General features: G+C 62.1%; 24 protein-coding genes. 10 read left to right on the top strand and 14 right to left on the bottom strand.

What is annotated here, in order from left to right; translation table 11 throughout:
- Nucleotides 1-2: 2 nt before the first annotated feature.
- Nucleotides 3-896, bottom strand: coding sequence for a LysR family transcriptional regulator (locus tag KVQ74_RS07295; protein ID WP_217830394.1), 894 nt, complete (start codon nucleotides 894-896; stop codon nucleotides 3-5).
- Nucleotides 897-1,019: 123 nt separating this feature from the next.
- On the opposite strand from KVQ74_RS07295, the gene KVQ74_RS07300 reads away from it, so the two are divergent.
- Nucleotides 1,020-2,456 carry an amidase gene (locus KVQ74_RS07300; RefSeq protein WP_217830396.1) on the top strand — a complete coding sequence of 479 codons (1,437 nt, stop codon included), beginning with the start codon at nucleotides 1,020-1,022 and terminating at the stop codon, nucleotides 2,454-2,456.
- 69 nt (nucleotides 2,457-2,525) lie between these two features.
- Here the strand turns inward: KVQ74_RS07300 and KVQ74_RS07305 are convergent, their stop codons facing one another.
- Nucleotides 2,526-3,881: an MATE family efflux transporter gene (locus KVQ74_RS07305; RefSeq protein WP_217830398.1), complete on the bottom strand. Its 1,356-nt coding sequence runs from the start codon at nucleotides 3,879-3,881 to the stop codon at nucleotides 2,526-2,528.
- Nucleotides 3,882-4,083: 202 nt separating this feature from the next.
- On the opposite strand from KVQ74_RS07305, the gene KVQ74_RS07310 reads away from it, so the two are divergent.
- Complete coding sequence (locus KVQ74_RS07310) at nucleotides 4,084-4,647, top strand: chorismate mutase (protein ID WP_217830401.1); 564 nt, start codon at nucleotides 4,084-4,086, stop codon at nucleotides 4,645-4,647.
- Nucleotides 4,648-4,770: 123 nt separating this feature from the next.
- Nucleotides 4,771-5,172, top strand: coding sequence for a hypothetical protein (locus KVQ74_RS07315; protein WP_217830402.1), 402 nt, complete (start codon nucleotides 4,771-4,773; stop codon nucleotides 5,170-5,172).
- Between the two features lie 73 nt (nucleotides 5,173-5,245).
- On the opposite strand, the gene KVQ74_RS07320 is transcribed toward KVQ74_RS07315, so the two are convergent.
- Nucleotides 5,246-5,581: a hypothetical protein gene (locus KVQ74_RS07320; protein ID WP_217830403.1), complete on the bottom strand. Its 336-nt coding sequence runs from the start codon at nucleotides 5,579-5,581 to the stop codon at nucleotides 5,246-5,248.
- Between the two features lie 173 nt (nucleotides 5,582-5,754).
- Here KVQ74_RS07320 and KVQ74_RS07325 point away from each other — a divergent pair, with 173 nt between their 5' ends.
- Nucleotides 5,755-7,398, top strand: a complete 1,644-nt coding sequence (locus KVQ74_RS07325) for a sensor domain-containing diguanylate cyclase (RefSeq protein ID WP_217830405.1) — start codon at nucleotides 5,755-5,757, stop codon at nucleotides 7,396-7,398.
- 9 nt (nucleotides 7,399-7,407) lie between these two features.
- On the opposite strand, the gene KVQ74_RS07330 is transcribed toward KVQ74_RS07325, so the two are convergent.
- The 3 genes from KVQ74_RS07330 to KVQ74_RS07340 form a co-directional block, all read right to left on the bottom strand.
- Nucleotides 7,408-8,106 (bottom strand): hypothetical protein, encoded by a 699-nt coding sequence (locus tag KVQ74_RS07330; protein WP_217830407.1) that lies wholly within the window; start codon nucleotides 8,104-8,106, stop codon nucleotides 7,408-7,410.
- A gap of 76 nt (nucleotides 8,107-8,182) precedes the next feature.
- A complete protein-coding gene (locus KVQ74_RS07335) occupies nucleotides 8,183-8,572 on the bottom strand; it encodes a c-type cytochrome (RefSeq protein WP_217830408.1) in 390 nt (129 codons plus the stop codon).
- A gap of 63 nt (nucleotides 8,573-8,635) precedes the next feature.
- The gene (locus KVQ74_RS07340) at nucleotides 8,636-9,967 is read right to left on the bottom strand and encodes an aminotransferase-like domain-containing protein (RefSeq protein WP_217830410.1); all 1,332 of its coding nucleotides are present in this window, start codon (nucleotides 9,965-9,967) and stop codon (nucleotides 8,636-8,638) included.
- Nucleotides 9,968-10,057: 90 nt separating this feature from the next.
- On the opposite strand from KVQ74_RS07340, the gene KVQ74_RS07345 reads away from it, so the two are divergent.
- Nucleotides 10,058-10,951: a DMT family transporter gene (locus KVQ74_RS07345; protein ID WP_217830412.1), complete on the top strand. Its 894-nt coding sequence runs from the start codon at nucleotides 10,058-10,060 to the stop codon at nucleotides 10,949-10,951.
- Between the two features lie 3 nt (nucleotides 10,952-10,954).
- Here the strand turns inward: KVQ74_RS07345 and KVQ74_RS07350 are convergent, their stop codons facing one another.
- Nucleotides 10,955-11,776 carry a cupin domain-containing protein gene (locus KVQ74_RS07350; protein WP_217830414.1) on the bottom strand — a complete coding sequence of 274 codons (822 nt, stop codon included), beginning with the start codon at nucleotides 11,774-11,776 and terminating at the stop codon, nucleotides 10,955-10,957.
- Between the two features lie 134 nt (nucleotides 11,777-11,910).
- Between KVQ74_RS07350 and KVQ74_RS07355 the strand changes: the two genes are divergently transcribed.
- Nucleotides 11,911-12,423: a carboxymuconolactone decarboxylase family protein gene (locus KVQ74_RS07355; RefSeq protein ID WP_217830415.1), complete on the top strand. Its 513-nt coding sequence runs from the start codon at nucleotides 11,911-11,913 to the stop codon at nucleotides 12,421-12,423.
- 64 nt (nucleotides 12,424-12,487) lie between these two features.
- Here KVQ74_RS07355 and KVQ74_RS07360 read toward each other — a convergent pair whose 3' ends face one another.
- Nucleotides 12,488-13,933 (bottom strand): SulP family inorganic anion transporter, encoded by a 1,446-nt coding sequence (locus KVQ74_RS07360; RefSeq protein WP_217830416.1) that lies wholly within the window; start codon nucleotides 13,931-13,933, stop codon nucleotides 12,488-12,490.
- 160 nt (nucleotides 13,934-14,093) lie between these two features.
- On the opposite strand from KVQ74_RS07360, the gene KVQ74_RS07365 reads away from it, so the two are divergent.
- Complete coding sequence (locus KVQ74_RS07365) at nucleotides 14,094-14,390, top strand: DUF7693 family protein (RefSeq protein WP_217830417.1); 297 nt, start codon at nucleotides 14,094-14,096, stop codon at nucleotides 14,388-14,390.
- A 76-nt stretch (nucleotides 14,391-14,466) separates the two neighbouring features.
- On the top strand, nucleotides 14,467-15,012 hold the full coding sequence (locus KVQ74_RS07370) for a hypothetical protein (RefSeq protein ID WP_217830418.1): 546 nt from the start codon (nucleotides 14,467-14,469) through the stop codon (nucleotides 15,010-15,012).
- 60 nt (nucleotides 15,013-15,072) lie between these two features.
- Here KVQ74_RS07370 and KVQ74_RS07375 read toward each other — a convergent pair whose 3' ends face one another.
- Together KVQ74_RS07375 and KVQ74_RS07380 are read right to left on the bottom strand one after the other, a co-directional pair.
- The gene (locus KVQ74_RS07375) at nucleotides 15,073-15,687 is read right to left on the bottom strand and encodes a hypothetical protein (RefSeq protein ID WP_217830419.1); all 615 of its coding nucleotides are present in this window, start codon (nucleotides 15,685-15,687) and stop codon (nucleotides 15,073-15,075) included.
- A 121-nt stretch (nucleotides 15,688-15,808) separates the two neighbouring features.
- Nucleotides 15,809-16,267: a GNAT family N-acetyltransferase gene (locus KVQ74_RS07380; RefSeq protein WP_217830420.1), complete on the bottom strand. Its 459-nt coding sequence runs from the start codon at nucleotides 16,265-16,267 to the stop codon at nucleotides 15,809-15,811.
- A 143-nt stretch (nucleotides 16,268-16,410) separates the two neighbouring features.
- On the opposite strand from KVQ74_RS07380, the gene KVQ74_RS07385 reads away from it, so the two are divergent.
- A complete protein-coding gene (locus KVQ74_RS07385; protein WP_217830422.1) occupies nucleotides 16,411-17,052 on the top strand; it encodes a TetR/AcrR family transcriptional regulator in 642 nt (213 codons plus the stop codon).
- Between the two features lie 30 nt (nucleotides 17,053-17,082).
- Here the strand turns inward: KVQ74_RS07385 and KVQ74_RS07390 are convergent, their stop codons facing one another.
- The 3 genes from KVQ74_RS07390 to ggt all read right to left on the bottom strand — a co-directional run bounded on the left by KVQ74_RS07390 (nucleotide 17,083) and on the right by ggt (nucleotide 20,541).
- On the bottom strand, nucleotides 17,083-18,102 hold the full coding sequence (locus KVQ74_RS07390; RefSeq protein ID WP_217830423.1) for a lysozyme inhibitor LprI family protein: 1,020 nt from the start codon (nucleotides 18,100-18,102) through the stop codon (nucleotides 17,083-17,085).
- A 111-nt stretch (nucleotides 18,103-18,213) separates the two neighbouring features.
- On the bottom strand, nucleotides 18,214-18,747 hold the full coding sequence (locus KVQ74_RS07395) for a cysteine hydrolase family protein (RefSeq protein ID WP_217830425.1): 534 nt from the start codon (nucleotides 18,745-18,747) through the stop codon (nucleotides 18,214-18,216).
- 66 nt (nucleotides 18,748-18,813) lie between these two features.
- Complete coding sequence (gene ggt / locus KVQ74_RS07400) at nucleotides 18,814-20,541, bottom strand: gamma-glutamyltransferase (RefSeq protein WP_217830426.1); 1,728 nt, start codon at nucleotides 20,539-20,541, stop codon at nucleotides 18,814-18,816.
- Nucleotides 20,542-20,690: 149 nt separating this feature from the next.
- On the opposite strand from ggt, the gene KVQ74_RS07405 reads away from it, so the two are divergent.
- Nucleotides 20,691-21,200 (top strand): methylated-DNA--[protein]-cysteine S-methyltransferase, encoded by a 510-nt coding sequence (locus KVQ74_RS07405; RefSeq protein ID WP_217830427.1) that lies wholly within the window; start codon nucleotides 20,691-20,693, stop codon nucleotides 21,198-21,200.
- Between the two features lie 80 nt (nucleotides 21,201-21,280).
- On the opposite strand, the gene KVQ74_RS07410 is transcribed toward KVQ74_RS07405, so the two are convergent.
- Complete coding sequence (locus KVQ74_RS07410) at nucleotides 21,281-21,871, bottom strand: NUDIX domain-containing protein (protein WP_217830428.1); 591 nt, start codon at nucleotides 21,869-21,871, stop codon at nucleotides 21,281-21,283.
- Nucleotides 21,872-21,932 lie beyond the last annotated feature (61 nt).

Raw genomic sequence — 21,932 nt, forward strand, 5'->3', positions numbered from 1 at the left:
GGTTATGCCATCCGCGCCTTCAAGTAATCGATCAGCGCGGTGACCTTGGGGGATGGCAAATGCTCGCGGGCGGTCACCGCATTGAGGTCCTGGGGCGGGCCGGTCCACTCCGGCAGCACCCGCACCAGCCGCCCGGCCCGGACATCGGCATCCATGCTCTGCTCCATCGCCAGGCTCAACCCTTCCCCGGCCAGCAGCGAGTCGTGCAACAGCGCCGGATCGTTGGCGAGAATCGACGGTTCGACCCGGTAATCCTTCAGCCGCGCACCGCCCCGACGCAGCGGCCAGACATAGCCGACATCGCGTCGGGCCTGATGCAGGATCAGTGTCTGATGCTGCAGCAGTTCCTCGGGGCTGGCCGGCTGACCGTGGCGCGCGAGGTAATCCGGCGCGGCAAAAATACCCGTGGGGAAACTCGCCAGACGCCGGGCGATCAGGCTCGAATCCGGCAGGCTGCCGAGGCGCAGGGCGACGTCGATCTCTTCCGCGACCAGATCCAGCGGCACATGGGACGCAAGAATCTCCAGACGAATTTCCGGGTACGCCCGGCGAAACCCCGCCAGCATCGGCGCAAACCAATGGGCGCCAAAAGAAAACGGCACCGTGACCCGCAACCAGCCACGCGGGCCGTCGCGCAACTGATGCACCGCGCGCTCGGCGTGTTCCAGGGTGTCGGCGATGGTCCGGCACTGCTCGTAATACACCGCGCCGGCCTCGGTCAGGCTCAACTGGCGGGTGGTGCGGCGCAGCAACTGGACGCCGATCGCCTGTTCCAGCTCGCGCACCCGTCGGCTGACCGTAGTCTTGGGGATCTGCAACGCATGGGCGGCGGCGGTGAAACTGCCGAGGCGCACCACCCGCACAAATACCAGCGTGTCATTCAAATCGCGGATCATTCGAGGCCCTTCCCGAGAGGCACAGGATTGTGCCACTGACGGCACATTGCATGCCGCGATTATGGGCTAATCACGACGAGGCACGCGACCTAAGATCGAGACTTCTCACCTGGAGTCTCCACGATGAATCTCAACGAATACGCCGCTCACGACGGCATCGCTCTGGCGCAACTGATCGCGGCGGGCGACGTCAGCACTCAAGAAGTTGCAGCGCTGGCCATCGAAGCCGTGCAGCAGATCAATCCGTCGATCAACGCCGTGATCGAACACTGGACGCCGAGTATTTCCACCGGCAGCGGCCCGCTCGCCGGGGTGCCGTTTCTGATCAAGGATCTGGCGATCACTGCCGCTGGCCGGCGCAATGAACTGGGCAGCCGCCTGGCTGCTGGTCTGGTCGCGGAACACGACTCCTACCTGATGCAACGCTTCAACGCCGCCGGGTTGAGCACGGTTGGCCGCACCACGACCCCGGAAATGGCCTTCAGCACGGAAACCGATTCCACCCGGCAAGGGCCGACGCGCAATCCCTGGGACACGCGGCTGTCGGCCGGTGGTTCAAGCGGTGGCGCCGGTGCCGCCGTGGCGGCGGGGATCGTGCCGATCGCCCATGCGACCGACGCCGCCGGCTCAATCCGCGTGCCGGCGGCGTTCAACGGTCTGGTCGGCCTCAAACCGACCCGAGGCCGCTGTTCCCATGGGCCGGTGATGGATGAAGTGTTCGCCGGGCTCGGCGTGCAGTTGGGCCTGTCCCGTTCGGTACGCGACAGCGCCGCGCTGATGGATATCGTGCAGGGCCACGCGCCCGGTGATCCGTATCACACCGCCGCGCCGGCCGAGGGTTTCCTCGCCCAGGTCGGCCGCGATCCGGGGCGGCTGCGCATTGGCCTGCTCGACACGCCGTGGAACGGCGCCGCCGTCGATGGCGAAATCCTCGACGCCACCTCGCGCATCGCCCGGGAACTGGACACCCTCGGCCATCGGGTGGAATCGGTACAAGCGCCGCTGGGTCTGTCCTGGGACGCCTTCGTCGAGGCCAACGCGCACATCTGGTGTGCGAGTCTGGTGCGCTGGATCGATCATCTCGCTGGCGCCACCGGTCGGCCGATCGATGAGCGCACGCTGGAGCCTGCCACCCTCGCCTGCTACGCCTTTGGCCAGCGCTCCCGTGGCACTGATTTCGCCGCCGCGCTGGAGGTACGCAACAGCATCGCCCGACAGGTCGCCGGGTGGTTTGAAGAAATTGACGTGCTGCTGACCCCGACCCTGCCGTGCCTGCCGCAAGCCATCGGCACTTACAACCTGGGCGCCGAACACATGGACGGCCGGCAGTGGACGGCGCGGGTGTTCGAACATTCGCCGTTCACGCCGGTATTCAATGTCGCAGGGACACCGGCGATTTCGCTGCCACTGGGGATGTCCAGCGCCGGGCTGCCGATCGGCCTGCAATTCGCCGCGCGGTTTGGTGCCGAGGACATGCTGTTGCGTCTGGCCGGGCAGCTGGAACAGGCGCTGCCGTGGCAACACCGCAAGCCGCCAATCCGGGTGGGGCATCCGGGCTGACGATCAATCCGGATGCCAGAAAAAAGGCTGCCCCGACAGGGCAGCCCTCCGCTCCGCTCGTCCAGACAATCAAACCAGCCGCTCGATCTTCTGATGCTGCCAAACCATCCGGTAATACAGCGTCTGCAACACCAGCATGCCGAGGTAGGCCACCGGGAATGCCATCCACACGCCTTGCAAACCGAATTGGCCATCCAGCCAGTACGCCGCCGGCAACTGCACGCCGAGCACGCAGACGATCGCGATCCCCACCGGCACCAGCACCGTGCCGCTGGCGCGCATGATGCCGCCGATGATCGCCTGGAAACCGAATATCAACAGGCTCCACAGCATGATGTGCAGCAAGTGTTCGGCCATCGCCCGGGTCGAGTCTTCGGTCAGGAACAGCCCCAGCAGCCAATGCGACAACAGATAACCGAGCACGATCAAGCCACCGGTCAGGCAGACGTTGATCCACAGCCCGGTGCGCAGGATCGGCCCCATCCGCTCCAGCCGTCCGGCGCCAATCGCCTGGGCGCCGAGGATCGACGCGGTGATCGCAATCGACAGCGCCGGAAACTGTACGTAGTTGACGATCTGCGTCACCGCACCGTAAGCCGCCGTCGCCTGCGAGCCGTGCTGGTTGACCAGCGCCAGAATCACCAGCTCCGACAGCGACAGGACAATCATCTGCACCCCGGTGGGCAGGCCGATGCGCAGCACTTTGCTGAGGATCTCGCGGTCCAGGCGCAGCGCTGCAAAGAACTCGCGATCCGGCGCCAGCGGGTGGTTCTTGCGAATCAGACTCCAGGCCAGCCAAGCCATCGCCGCCAGCGTCCCGAACAGCCCGGCAAAAGCGGCACTCTGAATCCCCAGTTGCGGCAGCCCGAGCCAGCCGCGAATGAACGCCGGCGTCAGCGCCAGCCCGACCACGGTCGAGAGCAGCAGCGCCAGCATCGGCGACAGCGTATCGCTGACCCCGCGCAGCAACTGCGTGAACAGCACGTACACCAGCACAAACGGCAACGTCCACATCATCACGTGGGCATACGCCACCGCATCGTCCAGCACATCCGCCGGCGTCCCCAGTCCTTGCAACGCCTGCCGCGCGAACACACTGCCCAACACCGCCGCCACCAGGCCGATCAACACCCCCAGCAGCAGCGTCGCCCCGGCAATGGCCTTCACCATATGCCCCTCGCGCGCACCCCACGCCTGCCCGATCAACACCCCGGCACCGGCGCCAAGACCAATGACCAGGGCGATGAAGAAAAAGATGATCGGAAACATCCCCGACACCGCCGCCAGCGCCTGGGTGCCGAGCATCTGGCCAATGTAGATACTGTTGACCGTGCCTGACATCGACTGCAGGAAGTTCGACAGGACCATCGGGGCCAGGAACAGGAAGTAGGTTTTCCAGAGCGGGGATTGCGCGGGGTTTTGCATTGACTGGCGGTCCGTCTCGACGACTGGGGGGACTGATGGAGGATAGCTTCGGTGAGTTGGATCCGAGGTGCAAATGAACATCTCAGGTATAAGTATTTATTTCCAGCCGGGGCGGTGAATCTTTTATCAATAACGCGATAGGTGTCCGCTCGCCGCTGTGATAAACAAGCCACTCTCAGGATATCCATCAAGGCTCTTGTTCATGCACCTCTCTCCACGCCTGCTCACCTGCACCCTCTTCGCCCTGTTTGCCAGTGCCGCCCAGGCAGCCGCCCCGGCGCCGGACGCCCTGCAACCCTTGCTGGTTACCCTGAACGAACGCCTGAACATCGGCGACCTCGTGGCCCTGACCAAGTGGGACAGCGGCAAGCCGATCCAGGACAGTCCGCGTGAGGCTCAGGTGATCGCCAATGCCCGGACGCTCGCCGCCGGGCGCAAGCTCGATGCGGAGGATGTCGCCCAGTTGATCGCGGCGCAGATGGAGGCCAACAAACTGGTGCAGTACGGTTTGCTCGCGCAGTGGCAAGCGGCAGGCGCGGCGCCGGACACGCCGCGTCCGGATCTGGGCACGCAGATTCGCCCACGACTGGATGAACTGCAAACCCGTCTGTTGCAGCAATACGCCGACTTCACGCCCTATCGCCACGATCCGAATTGCCCCGCCTGGCTGGCCAGGGCGCGCAATGGCCTGGCCCATGATGCGCTGCATGAACTGGCCCTGACCCGCGCCACCGGGGAGTTGTGCATTCGTGCGACGGCCCCGTGAATCGGGGTGACGGCATACATCGCTGACGTCGATAGTCACCATCACGTCAATGAAGTTCTCATAAAAAATCCCGGGCGTAACATCTGCTCCATACCAACCAAAAACACCCCGGAGCACACGATCATGAAACGCCAGACCCTCCTCAGCATCGCTTTCTCGGTTTTTGCAGTTAACGCTTTTGCCGCTACTCCCGCTCACACGATGATCGCCGAAGGCGGTTCTGACCGGTTGATTGAAAGCCGCGTGGCTGAAGGTGGTTCGGATCGTCTGCAAGAACGCCGTGTAGCCGAGGGTGGTTCGGATCGTCTGATGGAACGCCGTGTTGCCGAAGGTGGTTCTGATCGTCTGATGGAACGCCGTGTTGCCGAAGGTGGCTCGGATCGTCTGCTGGAACGCCGCGTTGCCGAAGGTGGTGCGGATCGTCTGCTGGAACGCCGCGTTGCCGAAGGTGGTGCGGATCGTCTGCTGGAACGCCGTGTAGCCGAAGGTGGTTCTGATCGTCTGCTGGAACGCCGCGTCGCCTGAATCAACCGCTGCACTGCAACACCCATAAAAAGCCCGGCCTGATCAGCCGGGCTTTTTTGCATCCAGCCGCCAGTTACTGCACGGTTTTCAGCTTGACCACGTCACCGGAGATCTTGGTGGTGTAACCGGTCAGGACCCATGCCCAGAACCAGTTTTCCTGAACCTGGGTGTTGATCATCGCGTCGCCGCCCTTGGCCTTGATCGCAGCGTCCTGAGCGCGGACGAAACGGTTGTTCTGGCGGATCGGGATAACGCCGAACAGCAGCAGGCCGGTAGCGCTGGCTTCGCTGTGGCCAACCACGGTGTATTGGCTGCTGTCATATTGTCTGGTGTTCATCGGGGTGCCGGTGCAACCTGCCAGAACCACACCGAACAGTGCGGCGGCGACTACTTTGCTGAGGTATTTCACTGCAAGACTCCATGGGTAAACGCCCGGGATCCATCTCTCGGGCGGTGCACACTTTACGCAAAATGATGGCTCATTAGTATCATCTCTCGACAAGTTTCATGAACCCGTTCTCTGTTCGCCACTCGGCGATGTCGCATACCATGACGCCACTCCAATAAAGACAGACATCGCCCATGCTCAAAGCCAGTCTGCGCAGTCACCTGACCCTGTGGTTCGCCGGTTTGTCCCTGCTGACGCTGTTGAGCGTGGGCTTTTACGTCGGCCACATCGCCACCGAGCAAATGAAACAGGCCAGCGGCAATGCCCTGTTGAGCACCGCGCGGTCGGCAGCGGTGTTGTTGGGCGAACAGTTGCGCGAGCGGCAGCTGGAGGTCTACCTGCTCAGCCGCGCGCCGCATCTGGAACGTGGCGACCTGGACAATCCGTTGATTCTGCGGTCGATGCAGTTGCGCACCCAGGCCCGCACCGAGTATGCGTGGATGGGCGTGACGGATGCCTCGGGCCAGGTGCATCAGGCGGTCAACGGCTTGCTGGTCGGCCAGTCGGTTCAGGCACGGCCCTGGTTCCAGGCCGGCCTGCGCGGTGAGTACACCGGCGATCCGCACGAAGCGGTGCTGCTGGCGAAGTTGCTCCCGGGGTTGCCCAACGGCGAGCCGCTGCGTTTCATCGATTTCGCCGCGCCGATCCGTAATGCCGAAGGTCAGGTGATCGGCGTGCTCGGCGCCCATGCGCACTGGAACTGGGTGACACGCATCGTCGAATCGGCGGCCATGTCGCACAAGGGTGTGGCGCCGGATATCGAAGCCTTGATCATCGATCACGACGGCAAGGTGCTGTATCCGGAAGCGCTGGTCGGCCAGCAACTGGCCGCCAATGATCCGGCGTCGCCGGGCTGGACCGCCGGCAACGGTTACCTGACCAGCGTAGTGACGGTGCCAACGCCCTCAAGCACGGCGCTGTCGTGGTCGATCGCCGTGCGCCAGCCGCTGGACACCGCGCTGCAACCGGCACGCCTGCTGCTCTACAAATTGCTGCTGTTGGGCGTGTTTGCCGCCGTGGTCTTTGCGCTGGTGGCGTATTACCTCGCGCTGTACCTGAGCCGTCCGATCGAACAACTGGCGCATTCGGCCAAACAGGTGCAGAACAACCAGCCCGGCGCGCACTTCGCGCTGCAACATCCGGTGCAGGAAATCGCCCAGCTCGGCCAGTCCATCGACGCCATGACCCAATCGCTGCTGGCCAAGGAGCGCGAACTGCAAGACGCCAATGCCTCACTCGAAGCCACCGTCGCCCAGCGCACCGCCGCCCTCACCCAGGCCAACGCCGAACTGATGAACCTGGCGACCCACGACGCCCTGACCGGCGTCTACAACCGCCGCCGCTTCGACGAAAAGCTCACGGAGTACAGCCTGCTGTTCCGCCGCACCGGCCGACCGTTCGCCCTGCTGCTGATCGACGCCGATCACTTCAAACGCATCAACGATACCCACGGCCACGCCGTCGGCGATGACGTGCTGCGGCAACTGGCGCAGCTGATTCAGCTCAGCACCCGCGCCACCGACTTCGTCGCCCGTTATGGCGGTGAAGAGTTCGCCGTGCTGCTGCCGGAAATCGCCAAACCCGATACGCCCGAAGTGGTCGCCGAAAAGATCCGGACGGCGGTGGCCGACGCGCTCTTCCCGGCGGTGGGCGATGTCACGGTGAGCATCGGCGTGGGCCTGGCCGATCCGGCGGACAATCATCACACCGCCCTGATCAAACGCGCCGACCAACAGCTCTATCAGGCGAAGGCAGCGGGCCGGAACCAGGTGGCGTGATTCAATCCGTCACGGCTGTTTCAAGTCATCCACCAGCTTGTTGACGAGCAGATCCGTGACGTGAGTGAACGCCTTGCGCAGCGCCTCCCCATCCGTGGCGTACTGCTCAGGCAAATAGGCAATGGTGTTGGCATCGTTGAACACGGAAATCGTCTCGAAATTGCGCCACACCGACGAACCCTGACGCTTGATCGAGGCGTTGGCGCCGATCACCGGATACAGCACGGTGCTGAAGTTCTTCAGGCACAGTCCCCACTGCGACACCATGATTTCCACCTCGGCATCGGCCTGCTCGCCTTCACCGACGATGGTGAACAGGCGCTCCTGCCTGACCCGGTCGGCAAAGCTCTGCCGGATCAATTTGCTCAGGTCAATGTCATGGGCCTGCATGTTATTGCGGATCGCCCGGGAAATATCCCCGGTCGCCACATCACCCGCCTTCGTCCCGGCCACGGAGCCTGCGCCCGCCAGCGCACTGGTCCCGGCTGTCGACGCCCCGGCAGCCATGCCGCTGGCCGCACCTGCACCGGCGCCAAGCCCGGCGCTCCAGGCCTGGGTCATGCTCGTGTACTTGAAGTTATCGACGGCGACAAACACCGGCAGGATCTTCAGCGTCTTGATCTGCTGGCGATCTTCCGTGCTCAGATTTTTGGTCACGCAGCCCGACAGCAGCAGGAGCCCACAGATAACAGCGAATAGCTTTTTCATGGCGAAAGGTTTTCGAGGAAATGACAGGGGACTTATCGCCCGCGACGGCCGATCCTTGAGCGCCCTGTTGATGCGATCACGGCGCCGGGAACGTCTGCAGATAGGCCAACAGGTCGTCGATCTTTTCCTCGTCACTCAATCCCCAGAAGATCATCCGCGTCCCCGGCACTACGCCTTTCGGGTCTTTCAGGTACGCCGTCAGGGTTTCGCGATTCCAGGTCACGCCCGAGTTTTTCATCGCATCGGAATACACGTAATTCGCCGAGGTGCCGGCGGGCCGGCCGAAAATGCCGTTGAGTTGAGGGCCGAAGCCGGGACGGGCGGACTCACCCACCTGATGGCAGCCACCGCACAGGCGCGGGAAGATTTTGCCGCCCGCCTCGGCGTCGCCGGCTGCAAGGGCGGGGGGCACGCTGAGCAGGCTGGCGTTGAGGATCAACAAGGTCAGTGCGGTGATGTTTTTCATCAGGGTTCCGGAGCAGAAATTCGGCGGGCGACAGGGTAGCAATTTTGCGACGCAGGAGCGCAGCTACAGGTAGGCCCCAACCACCTGCCGAACCTTGATCAGTGCCTGACGCAGCACCTCCATGCTCACCGAACCCAGCGCCAGCCGGATCGCATGGGGCACGTGGGCGCAAACCACGAACGGCTCGGCAATCGACACCGCGATCTGCTGCTGCATCAACTCGACCACCACTTGATCGGCGCGGGCATCTTCCGGCAGTGGCAGCCAGAGGAAATAGGAGGATGGATGGCCGATGCAAGGCAAGTCCTTGAGGATCTCGGCCGCCAGCGCCTGACGCGCCTGGGCATCACGGCGCTTTTGCGCTTCGAGCAACGTGACGGTGCCATCGTCGAGCCAGCCGCAGGCGATGGCCGTCATCACGCCTGGGGTGTTCCAGGTTGTCGCGCGGATGATGCGCTCCAGCGCCGGCACCATGGGCACGGGCGCGGCGATGAAACCGACGCGCAGGCCGGTGGCGATGTTTTTCGAAAGACCCGAGACATGAATCGTTCGCTCCGGCGCCAGTTCAGCCAAAGGTGGCGGTGAGTTATCGACCAGAAAGGAGTAGGCCGCGTCTTCGATGAGCGTCAGATCATGCGTCCGGGCAATCGCCACCAGTTGCTCCCGCGCCTCAAGCGGCATCACCCAGCCAAGAGGATTGTGCAGGGTCGGCATGCTGTAGACGGCGCGCACCGAACGGCTGCGGCAGAGTTTTTCCAGTGCCGGCAGATCCGGTCCCTGCGCGGTCACGGGAATCGCCACCACCTCCAGATGCAGCGCTTCGGCCAACACCTTGAAGCCTGAGTAGGTCAACGCATCGGCGGCAATCACATCGCCGGGTTTGAGCAATGCCATCAGCGCCACCGCCAGCCCTTGTTGCGCACCGTTGACGATCAGCACCTGCTCGGCATCGACATTCACACCGCGAGTTTGCAGATATCGCGCAACCGAGGCGCGCTCGTGCTGACGTCCGGCGTGGGGCTGATAACGCAGCAGTGCTTCGAGATCGCCCGACAGCGCCAATTGCCGCAGCGCGGTGCGCAGCAGCTCAGCCTGACCGGGCAATGACGGGTAGTTGAAATTGAGGTCGACCATGCCGACCGCAACATCTTTCTGATCGATGCTGTGCCCCGGCGGCAAGGCAATTTCACGCACATAGGTGCCACGCCCAGTTTCGCCGCTGACCAGGCCCATGGCCTCCAGTTCGGCATACACCCGCGATGCCGTGACCAGCGCCAGCCCTTCGCTGGCAGCCAGTTGCCGATGGGTCGGCAGGCGTGTACCGGGCAGCAGTCGACCGGAGCGGATATCCGCCGCGTAGCGGTCAACGAGAGTCTTGTAGCGGGAACGTGGCATGTCGGGATGTATCCATGACAATTCTTTGATTGTGCTGATTCTCAGTCATAGGATTTATCCGACGCAACCCCACTTCAGAGCGCAACTCGTATGGAACGCACTTCTCATCTGCCCAGCCCGGCCCTGGAAAAAACCAGTGGCTGGATCAACGGCTTCATCGGCGTCGTGATCTTCAGCGGCTCGTTGCCGGCCACGCGCCTGGCGGTGCTGGAGTTCGATCCGCTGTTCCTCACCGTCGTCCGCGCGACCATTGCCGGAGTGTTGGCGCTGTGCCTGTTGTGGCTGTTTCGCGAGCGGCGTCCGGCGCGGGACCAGTGGTTTTCGTTGTTGATCGTGGCGCTGGGCGTGGTACTGGGTTTTCCCTTGCTTACCGCGCTGGCGCTGCAGTACGTGACGTCGGCCCATTCGATTGTCTTTGTAGGATTGTTGCCGCTGACTACGGCGATTTTCGGTGTATTGCGCGGTGGCGAACGGCCGCGTCCGGTGTTCTGGATCTTCTCGGTGCTGGGTAGTGCGCTGGTGGTCGGTTTCGCTATTTCCCAGGGCCTGAGTGCTTCGCCCATCGGCGATCTGCTGATGCTGGCGGCCATCCTCGCCTGCGGGCTCGGTTACGCCGAAGGCGCAAAGCTGTCGCGAGCCCTCGGCGGCTGGCAAGTGATCTGCTGGGCGCTGGTGCTGTCGCTGCCGGTGATGGCGCTGCTGAGCGTCTGGCGGATGCCCGCCTCGCTGCATGGCATCAGTGTTTCGGCCTGGATGTGCCTGGCATACGTGTCGCTGTTCAGCATGCTGATCGGGTTTGTGTTCTGGTATCGCGGCCTGGCCCAGGGCGGGATTGCGGCGGTCGGGCAGTTGCAGTTGTTGCAGCCGTTTTTCGGCCTGGCGCTGGCGGCGACGCTGCTGCATGAACAGGTCAGTATCGGCATGCTCGCCGTGACGCTGGGGGTGATTCTGTGCGTGGCCGGGGCGAAGAAATTTGCCCGGTAATCTTCAACGGGCGCCCGCCTTCCACTCCCTCGGACTGAGCCCGGTCTTGCGCCGAAACGCCCGGGCCAGCGCCGAAGGACTTTCGTAGCCGACCTCCTCGGCGATCAAGGCAATCGGTCGACCCTCGCGCAGGCGTTTCTGCGCGAGGCTGACCCGCCAGTTCACCAGATAATCCGCTGGCGTCTGCCCCACCACCTGCCGGAAGTGTTCGGCGAAAGCGGCCCGGGACATGCTCGCGGCAGTCGCCAGCTCGGCGACGCTCCAGGCTTTGGCCGGTTGTTCGTGCATCAGGTTCAGGGCGCGGGACAATCGTGGGTCCGCCAGCCCCGCCATCATCCCCGGTTGCTGGTCGCGACTGCCGATGAGGTGACGCAGCAGCAAAATCACCAGCAATTCGAACAGACGATCCATCACCGCCACGCGCCCGCAGTGGCCGTCGAACGCTTCCTTGAACAACCATTCCAGAGTGTTGGCCATCTCCGGCAGCTCGCCGAGTTTCAGTATCAGGTAGTCCGGCAGCGCCGCCGCCAAGGCATTCCCCGCGCCGCCGTCGAAGGTCAGCGAGGCGCACACCAGTTGCGTGTCCATGGCTTCGTCAGCAAACAGACGATGGGCAAACGGTCGGGGGAAGAAAATCAGCGTTGGTTCGCTTAGGATGACTTCAGGCTCATTCCCCGGTTTGAGCCGCAATTGACCGGCCTGCAACAGATGCACATGACCTTCCGCCTGCTCGCCACCGTAGGCGCTGATGCCGCAGAAAGTGCCGCTATGGAACGTGCCGGCATTGACGCCGAAATGGCTGAGCAAAGTAGAAAGGCGATCCATGGGGGATGTTCTCGGTGACAGATTTGGACGATCTGTTGTATATCCTCGACGATTTGCACCCAAAGCACCAGCCGCGCTGATTAGCATGAACTCCATCCCCGGCGCACTTCGCGACGGACTTTCGGAGAATCACCATGAGCCGCATCGCCCCCCTCAGCCTCGATACCGCCACCGACGCCACCCGCCCATCGCTTGAAGGCGTGCAGAAGAAAATCGGCTTCCTGCCCAATCTGTTCACCACCCTGGCCAAGGCTCCGGTCGCGCTGGATACCTACCTGCAAGCCTCGGCCATACTCGGCAAGACCTCGCTGAGCGCCAAGGAAAAAGAAGCGGTGTACCTCGCCACCTCGCAGGTCAACGGTTGCGACTATTGCCTGACGGCGCACTCGCTGTTCGCCAGCAAGGCCGGACTCTCGGCGCTAGAAATTGGCGAGGCCCGCCACGGCCGCCTCAACGCGTTCGCCGCCCTCGCTCGGGAGCTGACCGAAACCCGTGGTCACCTGAGCGACGAGCAGATCGCCATTGCCCGCGCCGCCGGCATCGATGACAAGAAAATCATCGAAGTCATCGCCCTCGTCGCCGTACAGACCCTGACCAACTACCTGAACAACGTCGCCCTGACCGACATCGACTTCCCGGCCATCTGAACAGACACCACAAACAATCGTGGGAGCGGGCACCCCGCTCCCACGTTGTTGAAGGAAGACGCCTTCAGTCGTGATCGACGCCCGCGCGTTTGAGCAGTTTCTTGCAGCGCTCGGACAGATGAAACACCTGCAGATGCTTGCCCGCCTTGGCATAGCGTTCACGCAGGGTTTTCAGTGCGGCGATGGCCGAATAGTCGACGAAGATCAGATGCCGGCAATCGAGGGTGACCCGCTGCGGATCGTTGGCCGGGTCGAACTGGTTCAGGAACGGCGTGGTCGAGGCGAAAAACAGCGTACCGTGCAGGCGATAGAGTTTGCTGCCGTCCGCTTCCTGATGCTCATCGGCGTACAACTCACGGGCCTGCTGCCAGGCGAAGTTCAGCGCCGCGATGACGATCCCGCACAGCACAGCCGTCGCCAGGTCGGTGAACACGGTGATGGTGGTCACCGCGATGATGACCAGCACATCGTTGAACGGCACTTTGTTCAGCACCCGCAACGACGCCCAGGCGAACGTCTGCTGCGACACCACGAACATCACCCCCACCAGCGCCGCCAGAGGAATGCGCTCGATCAGCGGCGACAGAAACAGAATGAACAGCAGAATCAGCATCCCGGCCACCACGCCGGACAAACGCCCGCGCCCGCCGGAGCTGAGGTTGATCACGGTCTGCCCGATCATCGCGCAGCCGCCCATGCCACCGAACACACCCGAAACCATGTTCGCCGCACCCAGTGCCACGCACTCGCGATCCGGGTAGCCGCGCGTTTCGGTGATTTCATCGGTAAGGTTGAGGGTCAGCAGGGTTTCCAGCAGCCCGACCAGCGCCATCAGAATCGCGTACGGGGCGATGATGCCCAGGGTTTGCAGATTCCACGGGATGTCCGGCAGGGCGAAGGTCGGCAGACCGCCAGCAATGTGCGCCATGTCGCCGAGGGTGCGGGTCGGCAGACCGAGCAGGTAGACCAGCAGGCCCACGCCGAGGATCGCCACCAGTGCCGGCGGCACCGCGCGGGTCAGGCGCGGCAGGATGTAGACGATGGCCATGGTCAGCAGCACCAGCCCGGTCATCAGGTACAACGGCGTGCCGCTGAGCCAGTGTTCACCGCTCTTGAAATGCTCCAGTTGCGCCAGCGCAATGATGATCGCCAGACCGTTGACGAAGCCGAGCATCACCGGATGCGGCACCATCCGCACCAGTTTGCCCAGGCGCAACACACCGAAGGCCACCATGATCAGCCCGCCGAGCAACACCGTCGCCAACAGGTATTGCACGCCGTGCTGCACCACCAGCGCCACGATCACTACCGCCATCGAACCGGCCGCCCCGGAAATCATCCCCGGCCGACCACCGAACAGCGCCGTCAGCGTACAAATGATGAACGCGCCATACAGGCCCATCAGCGGATTGAGATGCGCCACCAGCGCAAACGCAATGCATTCGGGCAACAGGGCAAACGAGGTGGTGAGTCCGGCCAGGACATCGGCGCGCAGACGAATCGGTTTCATGGCATACCTGACAGAGCGGCCGACGGGCACGGCCGCTGATATTCGCGGGAAAAGAAGGGTTGCGGATGTTACGGAAATGTCCGGGATCGGGCCAGTCATCGCTGACAGCCAATGACTGGCGCACTATGCTTGCGCGCTGTTTTTATCGAAGGAAATCCGCATGTCGACCGAATTGACCCGCCGCGAAGTCTGCCAGCAGTTGCGCGACGCGGCCCTGGGTATTCGTCCGTTACAAGTGATCCACGCGGGAACGAGTCAGGTATCGGTCGACATCGAAGGCTGGCAACTGCAACTCGAATTCGACGGCCAGCATCTGCATCACTGCAGCCAGTGCCGCTGCCCGGACGGCCGCGAATGGACGCTCGACAGCCGGCAACGCTTCGGCACCGATCCGGTCAGCCTGCTGAGCACCTGGGAATTGGCGCAGATCGAGGGTTTGTTGCGCCGGGTCGAATGAGGCGGGCGAACACCCTTGCTCGATGATGGCACTCTGCCCATAATTCGCCCCCCTCCTCTACACGCAAGGAAATGCCGTGAAAAAATCTCTGCTGTTCGTCCCGCTGCTGGCCCTGCTGCTTCAAGGTTGTGGCGTGACCATGACCCGCTACGAGCCAAGTTACGACAACGTTCAGAAGCTCAAGCAAACGCCACCGCTGCACGCGATCAGCAATCCGCAAGTGACGGCCGCTTCGGGCGAAGGCTCGCTGATGGTCCGGGCCAACCCGATCAGCTCGCCAACCGGCAGCATCCCGGCGCACATCCAGGACGCCATCACCGAGGAACTGCGCAAGGCCGGCCTGCTTGACCCGAACGCCGCCCGCCACCTGCAAGTGCTGGTGGTGAAAAACCAGTTGAATGCCGGCATGGGCACCGGTGACGGCAAAATCGCCGCACGCTTCACGCTGCTCAACGGCAACGACGTGGTGTACGACGCGACCAAGGATGTCAGCCACGAGTGGAACAGCAGCTTCTTCGGCTTCATCGCCATTCCCAACGCCGCCAACGCCTACAACCCGATGCTGAAAGATTTGCTGAAGGATCTGTACAGCGATCCGCAATTCATTCAGGCCCTGAAATAAGGGTAAAAAAAGAGCCGCGATTGCGGCTCTTTTTTTGGCTGCTTACCCGCGCAACGCGGATCAGAGGGCCGAGTATTTCGGGCGGTTGCTGTCAGCCCATTCTTTGAGCAACGCATTGACCTGGCGAGTGAACGTGTCACTCACCGCAGCCTTGGGCGTATTGAACGCCAGAGGAATGAACCAGATGCCCATCCAGGTGCCGACCGAGTCATGATTGCTCGCTGTGGTCAGAGGCTGCCCTTGCTGATCGAGGGTTTCCAGGCTCAGGGTGTACTGGTCGGTGGCGTAGGCCGGAATGATCGTCATGCTCAGACCACTGATGAACGCCAGCGCCAACTCACCACCATTTGGCGGATGGTTGTACATCTTCAGGCGCAGACTGTAGTCGCCCGGTTGCTTCTCGAATTCGTCCAGCGTGACGCGACCGAACAGGCCGGAGTCCGTCAGGGCTTTTTGCAGTTGCGGCTTGAGCATGTCCCGCGCTTGCGGCAACTCCACGGCGGAAGCGCTTTTCGGCTCGCCCTGATAGAAATCGAAATCGACATAGACATTAGGCTTGTTGGCATAGCTTGCCATCGACGGCAGCGTGACCGGCGCCACTTCGTCCTTGGTAAAACTGGCGCAACCGCCCAGTGTCAGCACCAGGCCCAGCGCCAGGATTTTCCCGAATTGCATGATGTCTTCCCTAAGTGATAGCAAAGAGCCTCCATTGCGGAGAGCCGGGGCGGATTCTAGTGATCGCCCGTCTGCGGGAAAAGACCAAACAACAGAAAAACCCGAAAAAAGTCAGAGTCGATCAATCGCCTCGCAAATCGAGGTTGTAGGTGTAGTAACCGGTATCGCGCACATAACCCAGCGATTCATACAGACCCTGCGCGGTGAAATTGTCGATGGCGGTTTCCAGCACCAGCCCCTTGGCGCCGCTCGCCAACACAAAGTCCCGCGTAGTGTTCATCAATAGCCTGCCGACGCCCCGCCCACGGGCCGCAGGCGCAGTGAACAAGTCGCTGAGCAGCCAGGTGCGATGAGCATCGATGGACGAAAACGACGGGTACAACTGTACGAATCCGAGTGCTTCAGCGTTTTCGTTCTCAGCCAGAAAAATCACCGACTCACCACCCGCCATGCGCTCGGCGATGAACGCCCGCGACTGGGCGAGGTTCGGCGGCTGACCATAAAAGCCGCGATAGGCGTCAAACAGTGTGGCGACCGCCTCAAGATGAACCGCACTGGCGCGCAATGCCTGAATACCCATATGCCCTCCCCGATGACTTTCAATAATGGAACCAGCATAGCGCTGTCGACCGAGTGCGCTGGCTTAACCGCTATATAGTTTTGTATATTGCGAAACCGAATTCGCCAGAACCTTGCCATGCCGTCCTTGAAATCCGTACTTCCATGAGCAGCATCCGCGAACGCAATCAACAACTCATCCTCGCCGCCGCCAGCGAGGAATTCGCCGCCAACGGCTTCGACGCGACCCAGACCCGCGACATCGCCGTTCGCGCCGGCGTGCCCAAGGCCAATCTGTATTACTACTTCCAGAGCAAGGAAAACCTCTACGGCAAAGTGCTGCTCGGCTTTGTCGAACCGCTGCTGGAAGCCTCGGCGGTGCTGCGCGAAAGCGACGACCCGCTGATCGGCCTGCGCGCCTATGTCGCCGCCCGCATCCGCATCGCCCGCGAACATCCGGCAATTGCCAAGGTGTTCAGCGGCGAATTGCTGCTCGGCGGCCGCCAACTGCCCGAAGAATGCCGCGACCTGCTGCACGCCGAAGCCCGACGCAACGTCGATTGCCTGCGCAGCTGGATCGACCGGGGCCTGCTCGCGCCGGTCGACCCGGAGCATCTGATGCTGTTCATCTGGTCAGCGACCCGCACCTACACCAACATCGGCTGGCAAATGGGCCGCATCACCGGACGGGAGGTGCCGCTGGATGAAGATTATGAGAACGCGACGCAGACCATCACGCGACTGGTGCTGGAGGGCGTGGTGGCCGAGCCGGTGAGGGATGTCCGGATGTTGATGTTTGCGACCTGAACGGGGGACGCGATACCGCCTCACAATGGATTACGGCATCAGATCCAGTGGCAGAGCTTCGTCGTGCGTCATTCGTACGTGCCAGGCCTGCAGCACATCGGGCACCTGTTTTTTCCATTTCGCCACGTTGGTGTAGTAGCGCGCCCTGACTTTGCGCTGCTCGTCAAAAACCAACAGCACCAGCCACAACCGGTTGCCCGGCGCACGCATCAGGATCGCCGCATTGCTGGAAGCCAGGCCTCGTACCCAGAACTCATCGACCGCGCCATCCGGCACATCGGCCGATGCCTCGCCCGTCACCATCGAACCACTGTTGTTGAGCAGGGTTTGATAGTCGCCTTTGAGCAGAACACGCAACGCTTGATCTTCCTGCGGCGTGCGCAGCACGCCCAGACTGAGCAAATCGTAGTCGATCGATATGGGTTGCTCTGACGCGACATAACGTCCGGCGTAATAGACGCCCACCCCGCCGCCGCACGCCCCTTCACCCCCCTCCTGCTCAACGTCCAGCAGACCGTTGGATGCGCTGAACTTCAACGTGCAATTCCCGCCTTCGTAATGAGCGGCAGCACCGGCAATCGTGGCGACGCCATCCATGTCTCCAGAGTTGCCGCCGTTTGCCGCCGAGATATCAAAGGCGATGTGCGTAGCGTCCTGACGTGATGTGGTCACTTGCGCCGCCGTGGAGGTGCCCCACGGAATCATTTGCCAGGTCGCATTCCAGGTGAAGGGCCTGGCCGCGTATTCAAGTGCTTTCATACGCATCAGATACTGGCGGCGCAAACAGGAAATATCCTCTGCGCATCGATTGCGCTGCTTGAGCCACTCGCGCTGATCGGCCTTGAGGGCCTTGGAGTCGGACACTGTGGGGAGCGTTGTCTGCCAGAGTGCACCAAGCTTTTCATCAAGGCTTGAGGTGTAGGGGTCTGCGCAGATCGCCTTCTCGGCGGGATTGCCGGCACTGGCGCAATCGAAACTGCTGGCATGGACCATCGGGGTGAGCGAGAGGTACGCCAGTACGACGGCGTACCGGCACTTGAAAGCGGGCATTGCTGGATTCCATTCTTCAAACGATGTCGCAGTGACACAGAAATTCTGGGGGAGCGACGATTCGACTTCGCGAGCAAGCCTGCTCCCCCGGACAGCGGGGTGTGGTGTGCTTCAGAAAAGGATGTCGGCAGCCGGTTTGACGTCGATCCGCGCCACCGAACCGGTCAGGTGCGCCAGGTCCTTGTTGTGTTCGGCGATGATGTCTTCGGCGCTCATGTTGCCGTTGTCGACCGTGGTGTGAGCGTCGGCTGCAAGCTCCACGTCGTAACCCAGTTGATGGGCCTGGCGCACGGTGGCGTTGACGCAGTAGTCGGTTTGCATGCCGCAGATCACCAGGCGGTCGAAGTCTTCCAGCGGCACCAGTTTTTGCAGGTTGGTCTGGTAGAACGAATCCCGGGTGGTTTTGCCGACACGCAAGTCGCTGGATGCCGTGACCAGGCCTTCGGCCAGTTGCCAGCCCTCGGCGCCGTGGGCCAGCGGACTGTCCTTCTCTTCGTGCTGGATCAGCACAACCGGAACCCCGGCCTTGCGTGCGCGTGTACTGAGAGCGTTGATGGTGTCGATCACGCGAGTGACGTCGTAGCACTCGTATTCGCCCGCGCACAGGGCGCGCTGGACGTCGATGATCAGCAATGCGGTGGTCATGATGTGCCTTCCTTGATCGAACTTTGAGACAGGGGCGGACGCGTGTCCGCCCCCTTTTTACGCCTCTCAGTAACCCAATGACAACCCGGTGTTGCGACGCGGATCATTGGCACCGTAGAAACGGTTCTTGCCGACCGGTTTGCCACCCAGGGACGGTGCGCCAACCAGGATCGCAGCGATGTGGTTGGGGTCCTGAGGACCGGCAAACTTGTGCCCCCAGCTCTCGAGGATTTTCTTCGTGTCCGGGCTGGCCGCGAAATCTTCGAGGTTGGTTTGTTCCGGCATCCATTGCTGGTGGAAACGTGGCGCGTCGACCGCTTCCTGCAGGCCCATGCCGTAGTCGATGACGTTGAGCATGGTCAGCAAAGTCGCGGTGATGATCCGGCTGCCGCCCGGTGTGCCCACCACCATCACCACCTTGCCGTCCTTGGTGACAATGGTCGGGCTCATCGACGACAGCGGCGCCTTGCCCGGAGCAATGGCATTGGCCTCGCCCTGCACCAGACCGTACATGTTCGGCACGCCGACCTTCGAGGTGAAATCGTCCATCTCGTCGTTGAGGATCACCCCGGTCTTGCTGGCCATCACGCCCGCACCGAACCAGTCGTTGAGGGTGTAGGTCACCGACACCGCATTGCCCCACTTGTCGACGATCGAATAGTGGGTGGTGTTGCTGCCTTCATGGGGCGCGACCCCGGGTTTGAGTTCAGCGGACACACCGGCCTTCTGCGGCGCGATGGCGTCGCGCAGCTTGGTCGCGTAGTTCTTGTCCAGCAGGTGTTCGATCGGGTTCTTGACGAAATCCGGGTCGCCCAGATAGCTGTTGCGATCCACATAAGCGTGACGCATGGCCTCGATCTGATAGTGCATGCCCTGGGCCGAATGGAAGCCCAGATCCTTCATCGGATAGCCTTCGAGGATGTTCATGATCTGACAGATCACCACGCCACCGGAGCTCGGTGGCGGCGCCGATACGACGTGGTAACCGCGATAGTCGCACTCCACCGGAGCCAGTTCGCGGGTCTTGTATTTGTCGAGGTCGGCCTGGGTGATGATGCCCTTGTTGGCCTGGCTCGAAGTGACGATGGCGTCGGCCACCCAACCTTTGTAGAAGCCGTCGGCGCCCTTCTCGGAAATGGTCCGCAGGGTCTTCGCCAGATCCTTCTGCACCAGTTTCTGCCCGACCTGCATCGGTTCACCGTTGCTCAGGAAGATCGAGCCGGAGTCCTTCATGTCCTTCTTGAACACGTCGGTGGCGTAATCCAGCAGATCGACATCGCCCTGCTCCAGTGCAAAGCCGTCTTCGGCCAGTTTGATCGCCGGGGCAATCATGTCCTTGCGCGGCTTGGTGCCGTACTTGGTCAGCGCCAGTTCCATGCCGGACACGGTGCCCGGCACGCCCACCGCGAGATGGCCACGGGTACTCAGGTCGGGAATGACGTTGCCCTGTTTGTCGAGGTACATGTCGGCGGTCGCCGCCAGCGGGGCTTTTTCGCGGAAGTCGAGGAAGGTCTTGCGCCCGTCCGCCAGTTGAATGGTCATGAAACCGCCGCCACCGAGGTTACCGGCGGCGGGATAGACCACCGCCAGCGCATACCCCACGGCAACCGCTGCATCGACGGCGTTGCCGCCGCTTTTCAATACATCGACGCCAACGTGGGTGGCCAGGTGCTGGGCGGTGACCACCATGCCGTTTTCCGCCGCGACCGGCGCTACAGAAGCGGCGTGGGCCATGAGGCAACTGAGTGTCAGTGACGTCGCTATCAGCGACTTGGCAAAAGGTTCGTACTTCATGAGTCGATCTCTTTTTTGTTTTGGATTGATGCAACACACAGGGGGAACACTTGAGAGCAACAAGCAGTATGGTCGGGATTGCGGTTTGCGCCTCCCCGATCCGGCAGTATGCTGGCGGCTGTTTTCGTACCGATCCGGAGTCTGTCGCCATGGCCTACACGTTCATCACCCTGCCCTCGCCGGTCGGCGAGCTGAAGCTGGTCGCGAACGGTTCACGACTGGCGGCCATCCTCTGGGAAAACGACAAACCGAACCGGGTACGCCTGGGGCCGATGAGCGAGGCGCCGGACAATCCGGTGCTGCTGAAAACCGCCCGGCAACTGGCAGAATATTTTGCCGGCACGCGCAACGGCTTCGAGCTGGACCTGGACTTTGTCGGCACCGACTTTCAGAAAAAGGTCTGGGCGGCGCTGCTGACCATTCCCTTCGGTGAAACCCGGACCTACAGCGAAATCGCCCGCCAGATCGGTCATCCCACGGCAGTACGTGCGGTAGGCGCAGCGAACGGGCGCAATCCGATTTCGATCGTTGCACCCTGTCATCGGGTGATTGGGGCGTCAGGAAAACTGACCGGGTTTGCGGGCGGGCTTGAGGCCAAGGAGCGATTGCTGACGCTTGAGGGTTTTCGCGAAACAGGTCGTACGGGCGACCTGTTCTGATCTCGTTCTGGATGTAGGCCGCCCTCGTGGGCAGGCCTACTCCCACAAAGGCAACACATGCCAATGCGGGAGCATGACAATCAGTTGTTAAAGAGCTTGTTCATCGCCGCGTACTGCAACAGCATGATGGTCTTGGCATCGCAGATCTCGCCACGCGCGAACGCCGCCAGTGCCTCGTCGAAATGCCACTCCAGCACTTCCAGTTCTTCGGTCTCTTCCTCCAGACCGCCGCCGTCGCCGACCTTCGACGCCGAATCGTATTCAGCAATGAAAAAGTGCAGCTTTTCGGTCACGGAGCCAGGGCTCATGTAAGACTCGAACACCTTCTTCACATCATGGACGCGGTAGCCGGTTTCTTCCTCGGCCTCGGCGCGAATCCGTTGCTCCGGTGCCGCACCTTCCAGCAAACCGGCTGCCACTTCGATCAGCAACCCGTCATGACCGTTGACGAACACCGGCAAGCGGAACTGGCGGGTCAGCACCACGGTCCGTTTCTCACGGTTGAACAGCAGAATCGCCGCGCCGTTGCCCCGGTCGTAGACCTCACGGGTCTGACGCTGCCAGTCACCGTTGTTGCGCTGGTAATCGAAGGTGATTTTCTTCAGCAGATACCAGTCGTGGGACAACACCTGGGTTTCAACAATGTTGACCCGCTCGGCTGTGGTAGACATGACGCCTGATCCTTTTTTGTCATCGAAAGGCGTCCATCGTAGGCGAAAAACCACCCGCCAA

This window comes from Pseudomonas botevensis, assembly GCF_019145475.1.
GTDB classification, from domain to species: Bacteria; Pseudomonadota; Gammaproteobacteria; order Pseudomonadales; family Pseudomonadaceae; genus Aquipseudomonas; species Aquipseudomonas botevensis.

Bases quoted from the DNA above. Each gene is read 5' to 3' on its own strand.
- KVQ74_RS07295 (WP_217830394.1), bottom strand. From the start codon at position 896: ATGATCCGCGATTTGAATGACACGCTGGTATTTGTGCGGGTGGTGCGC.
- KVQ74_RS07300 (WP_217830396.1), top strand. From the start codon at position 1,020: ATGAATCTCAACGAATACGCCGCTCACGACGGCATCGCTCTGGCGCAA.
- KVQ74_RS07305 (WP_217830398.1), bottom strand. From the start codon at position 3,881: ATGCAAAACCCCGCGCAATCCCCGCTCTGGAAAACCTACTTCCTGTTC.
- KVQ74_RS07310 (WP_217830401.1), top strand. From the start codon at position 4,084: ATGCACCTCTCTCCACGCCTGCTCACCTGCACCCTCTTCGCCCTGTTT.
- KVQ74_RS07315 (WP_217830402.1), top strand. From the start codon at position 4,771: ATGAAACGCCAGACCCTCCTCAGCATCGCTTTCTCGGTTTTTGCAGTT.
- KVQ74_RS07325 (WP_217830405.1), top strand. From the start codon at position 5,755: ATGCTCAAAGCCAGTCTGCGCAGTCACCTGACCCTGTGGTTCGCCGGT.
- KVQ74_RS07330 (WP_217830407.1), bottom strand. From the start codon at position 8,106: ATGAAAAAGCTATTCGCTGTTATCTGTGGGCTCCTGCTGCTGTCGGGC.
- KVQ74_RS07335 (WP_217830408.1), bottom strand. From the start codon at position 8,572: ATGAAAAACATCACCGCACTGACCTTGTTGATCCTCAACGCCAGCCTG.
- KVQ74_RS07340 (WP_217830410.1), bottom strand. From the start codon at position 9,967: ATGCCACGTTCCCGCTACAAGACTCTCGTTGACCGCTACGCGGCGGAT.
- KVQ74_RS07345 (WP_217830412.1), top strand. From the start codon at position 10,058: ATGGAACGCACTTCTCATCTGCCCAGCCCGGCCCTGGAAAAAACCAGT.
- KVQ74_RS07350 (WP_217830414.1), bottom strand. From the start codon at position 11,776: ATGGATCGCCTTTCTACTTTGCTCAGCCATTTCGGCGTCAATGCCGGC.
- KVQ74_RS07355 (WP_217830415.1), top strand. From the start codon at position 11,911: ATGAGCCGCATCGCCCCCCTCAGCCTCGATACCGCCACCGACGCCACC.
- KVQ74_RS07360 (WP_217830416.1), bottom strand. From the start codon at position 13,933: ATGAAACCGATTCGTCTGCGCGCCGATGTCCTGGCCGGACTCACCACC.
- KVQ74_RS07365 (WP_217830417.1), top strand. From the start codon at position 14,094: ATGTCGACCGAATTGACCCGCCGCGAAGTCTGCCAGCAGTTGCGCGAC.
- KVQ74_RS07375 (WP_217830419.1), bottom strand. From the start codon at position 15,687: ATGCAATTCGGGAAAATCCTGGCGCTGGGCCTGGTGCTGACACTGGGC.
- KVQ74_RS07380 (WP_217830420.1), bottom strand. From the start codon at position 16,267: ATGGGTATTCAGGCATTGCGCGCCAGTGCGGTTCATCTTGAGGCGGTC.
- KVQ74_RS07385 (WP_217830422.1), top strand. From the start codon at position 16,411: ATGAGCAGCATCCGCGAACGCAATCAACAACTCATCCTCGCCGCCGCC.
- KVQ74_RS07390 (WP_217830423.1), bottom strand. From the start codon at position 18,102: ATGCCCGCTTTCAAGTGCCGGTACGCCGTCGTACTGGCGTACCTCTCG.
- KVQ74_RS07395 (WP_217830425.1), bottom strand. From the start codon at position 18,747: ATGACCACCGCATTGCTGATCATCGACGTCCAGCGCGCCCTGTGCGCG.
- ggt (WP_217830426.1), bottom strand. From the start codon at position 20,541: ATGAAGTACGAACCTTTTGCCAAGTCGCTGATAGCGACGTCACTGACA.
- KVQ74_RS07405 (WP_217830427.1), top strand. From the start codon at position 20,691: ATGGCCTACACGTTCATCACCCTGCCCTCGCCGGTCGGCGAGCTGAAG.
- KVQ74_RS07410 (WP_217830428.1), bottom strand. From the start codon at position 21,871: ATGTCTACCACAGCCGAGCGGGTCAACATTGTTGAAACCCAGGTGTTG.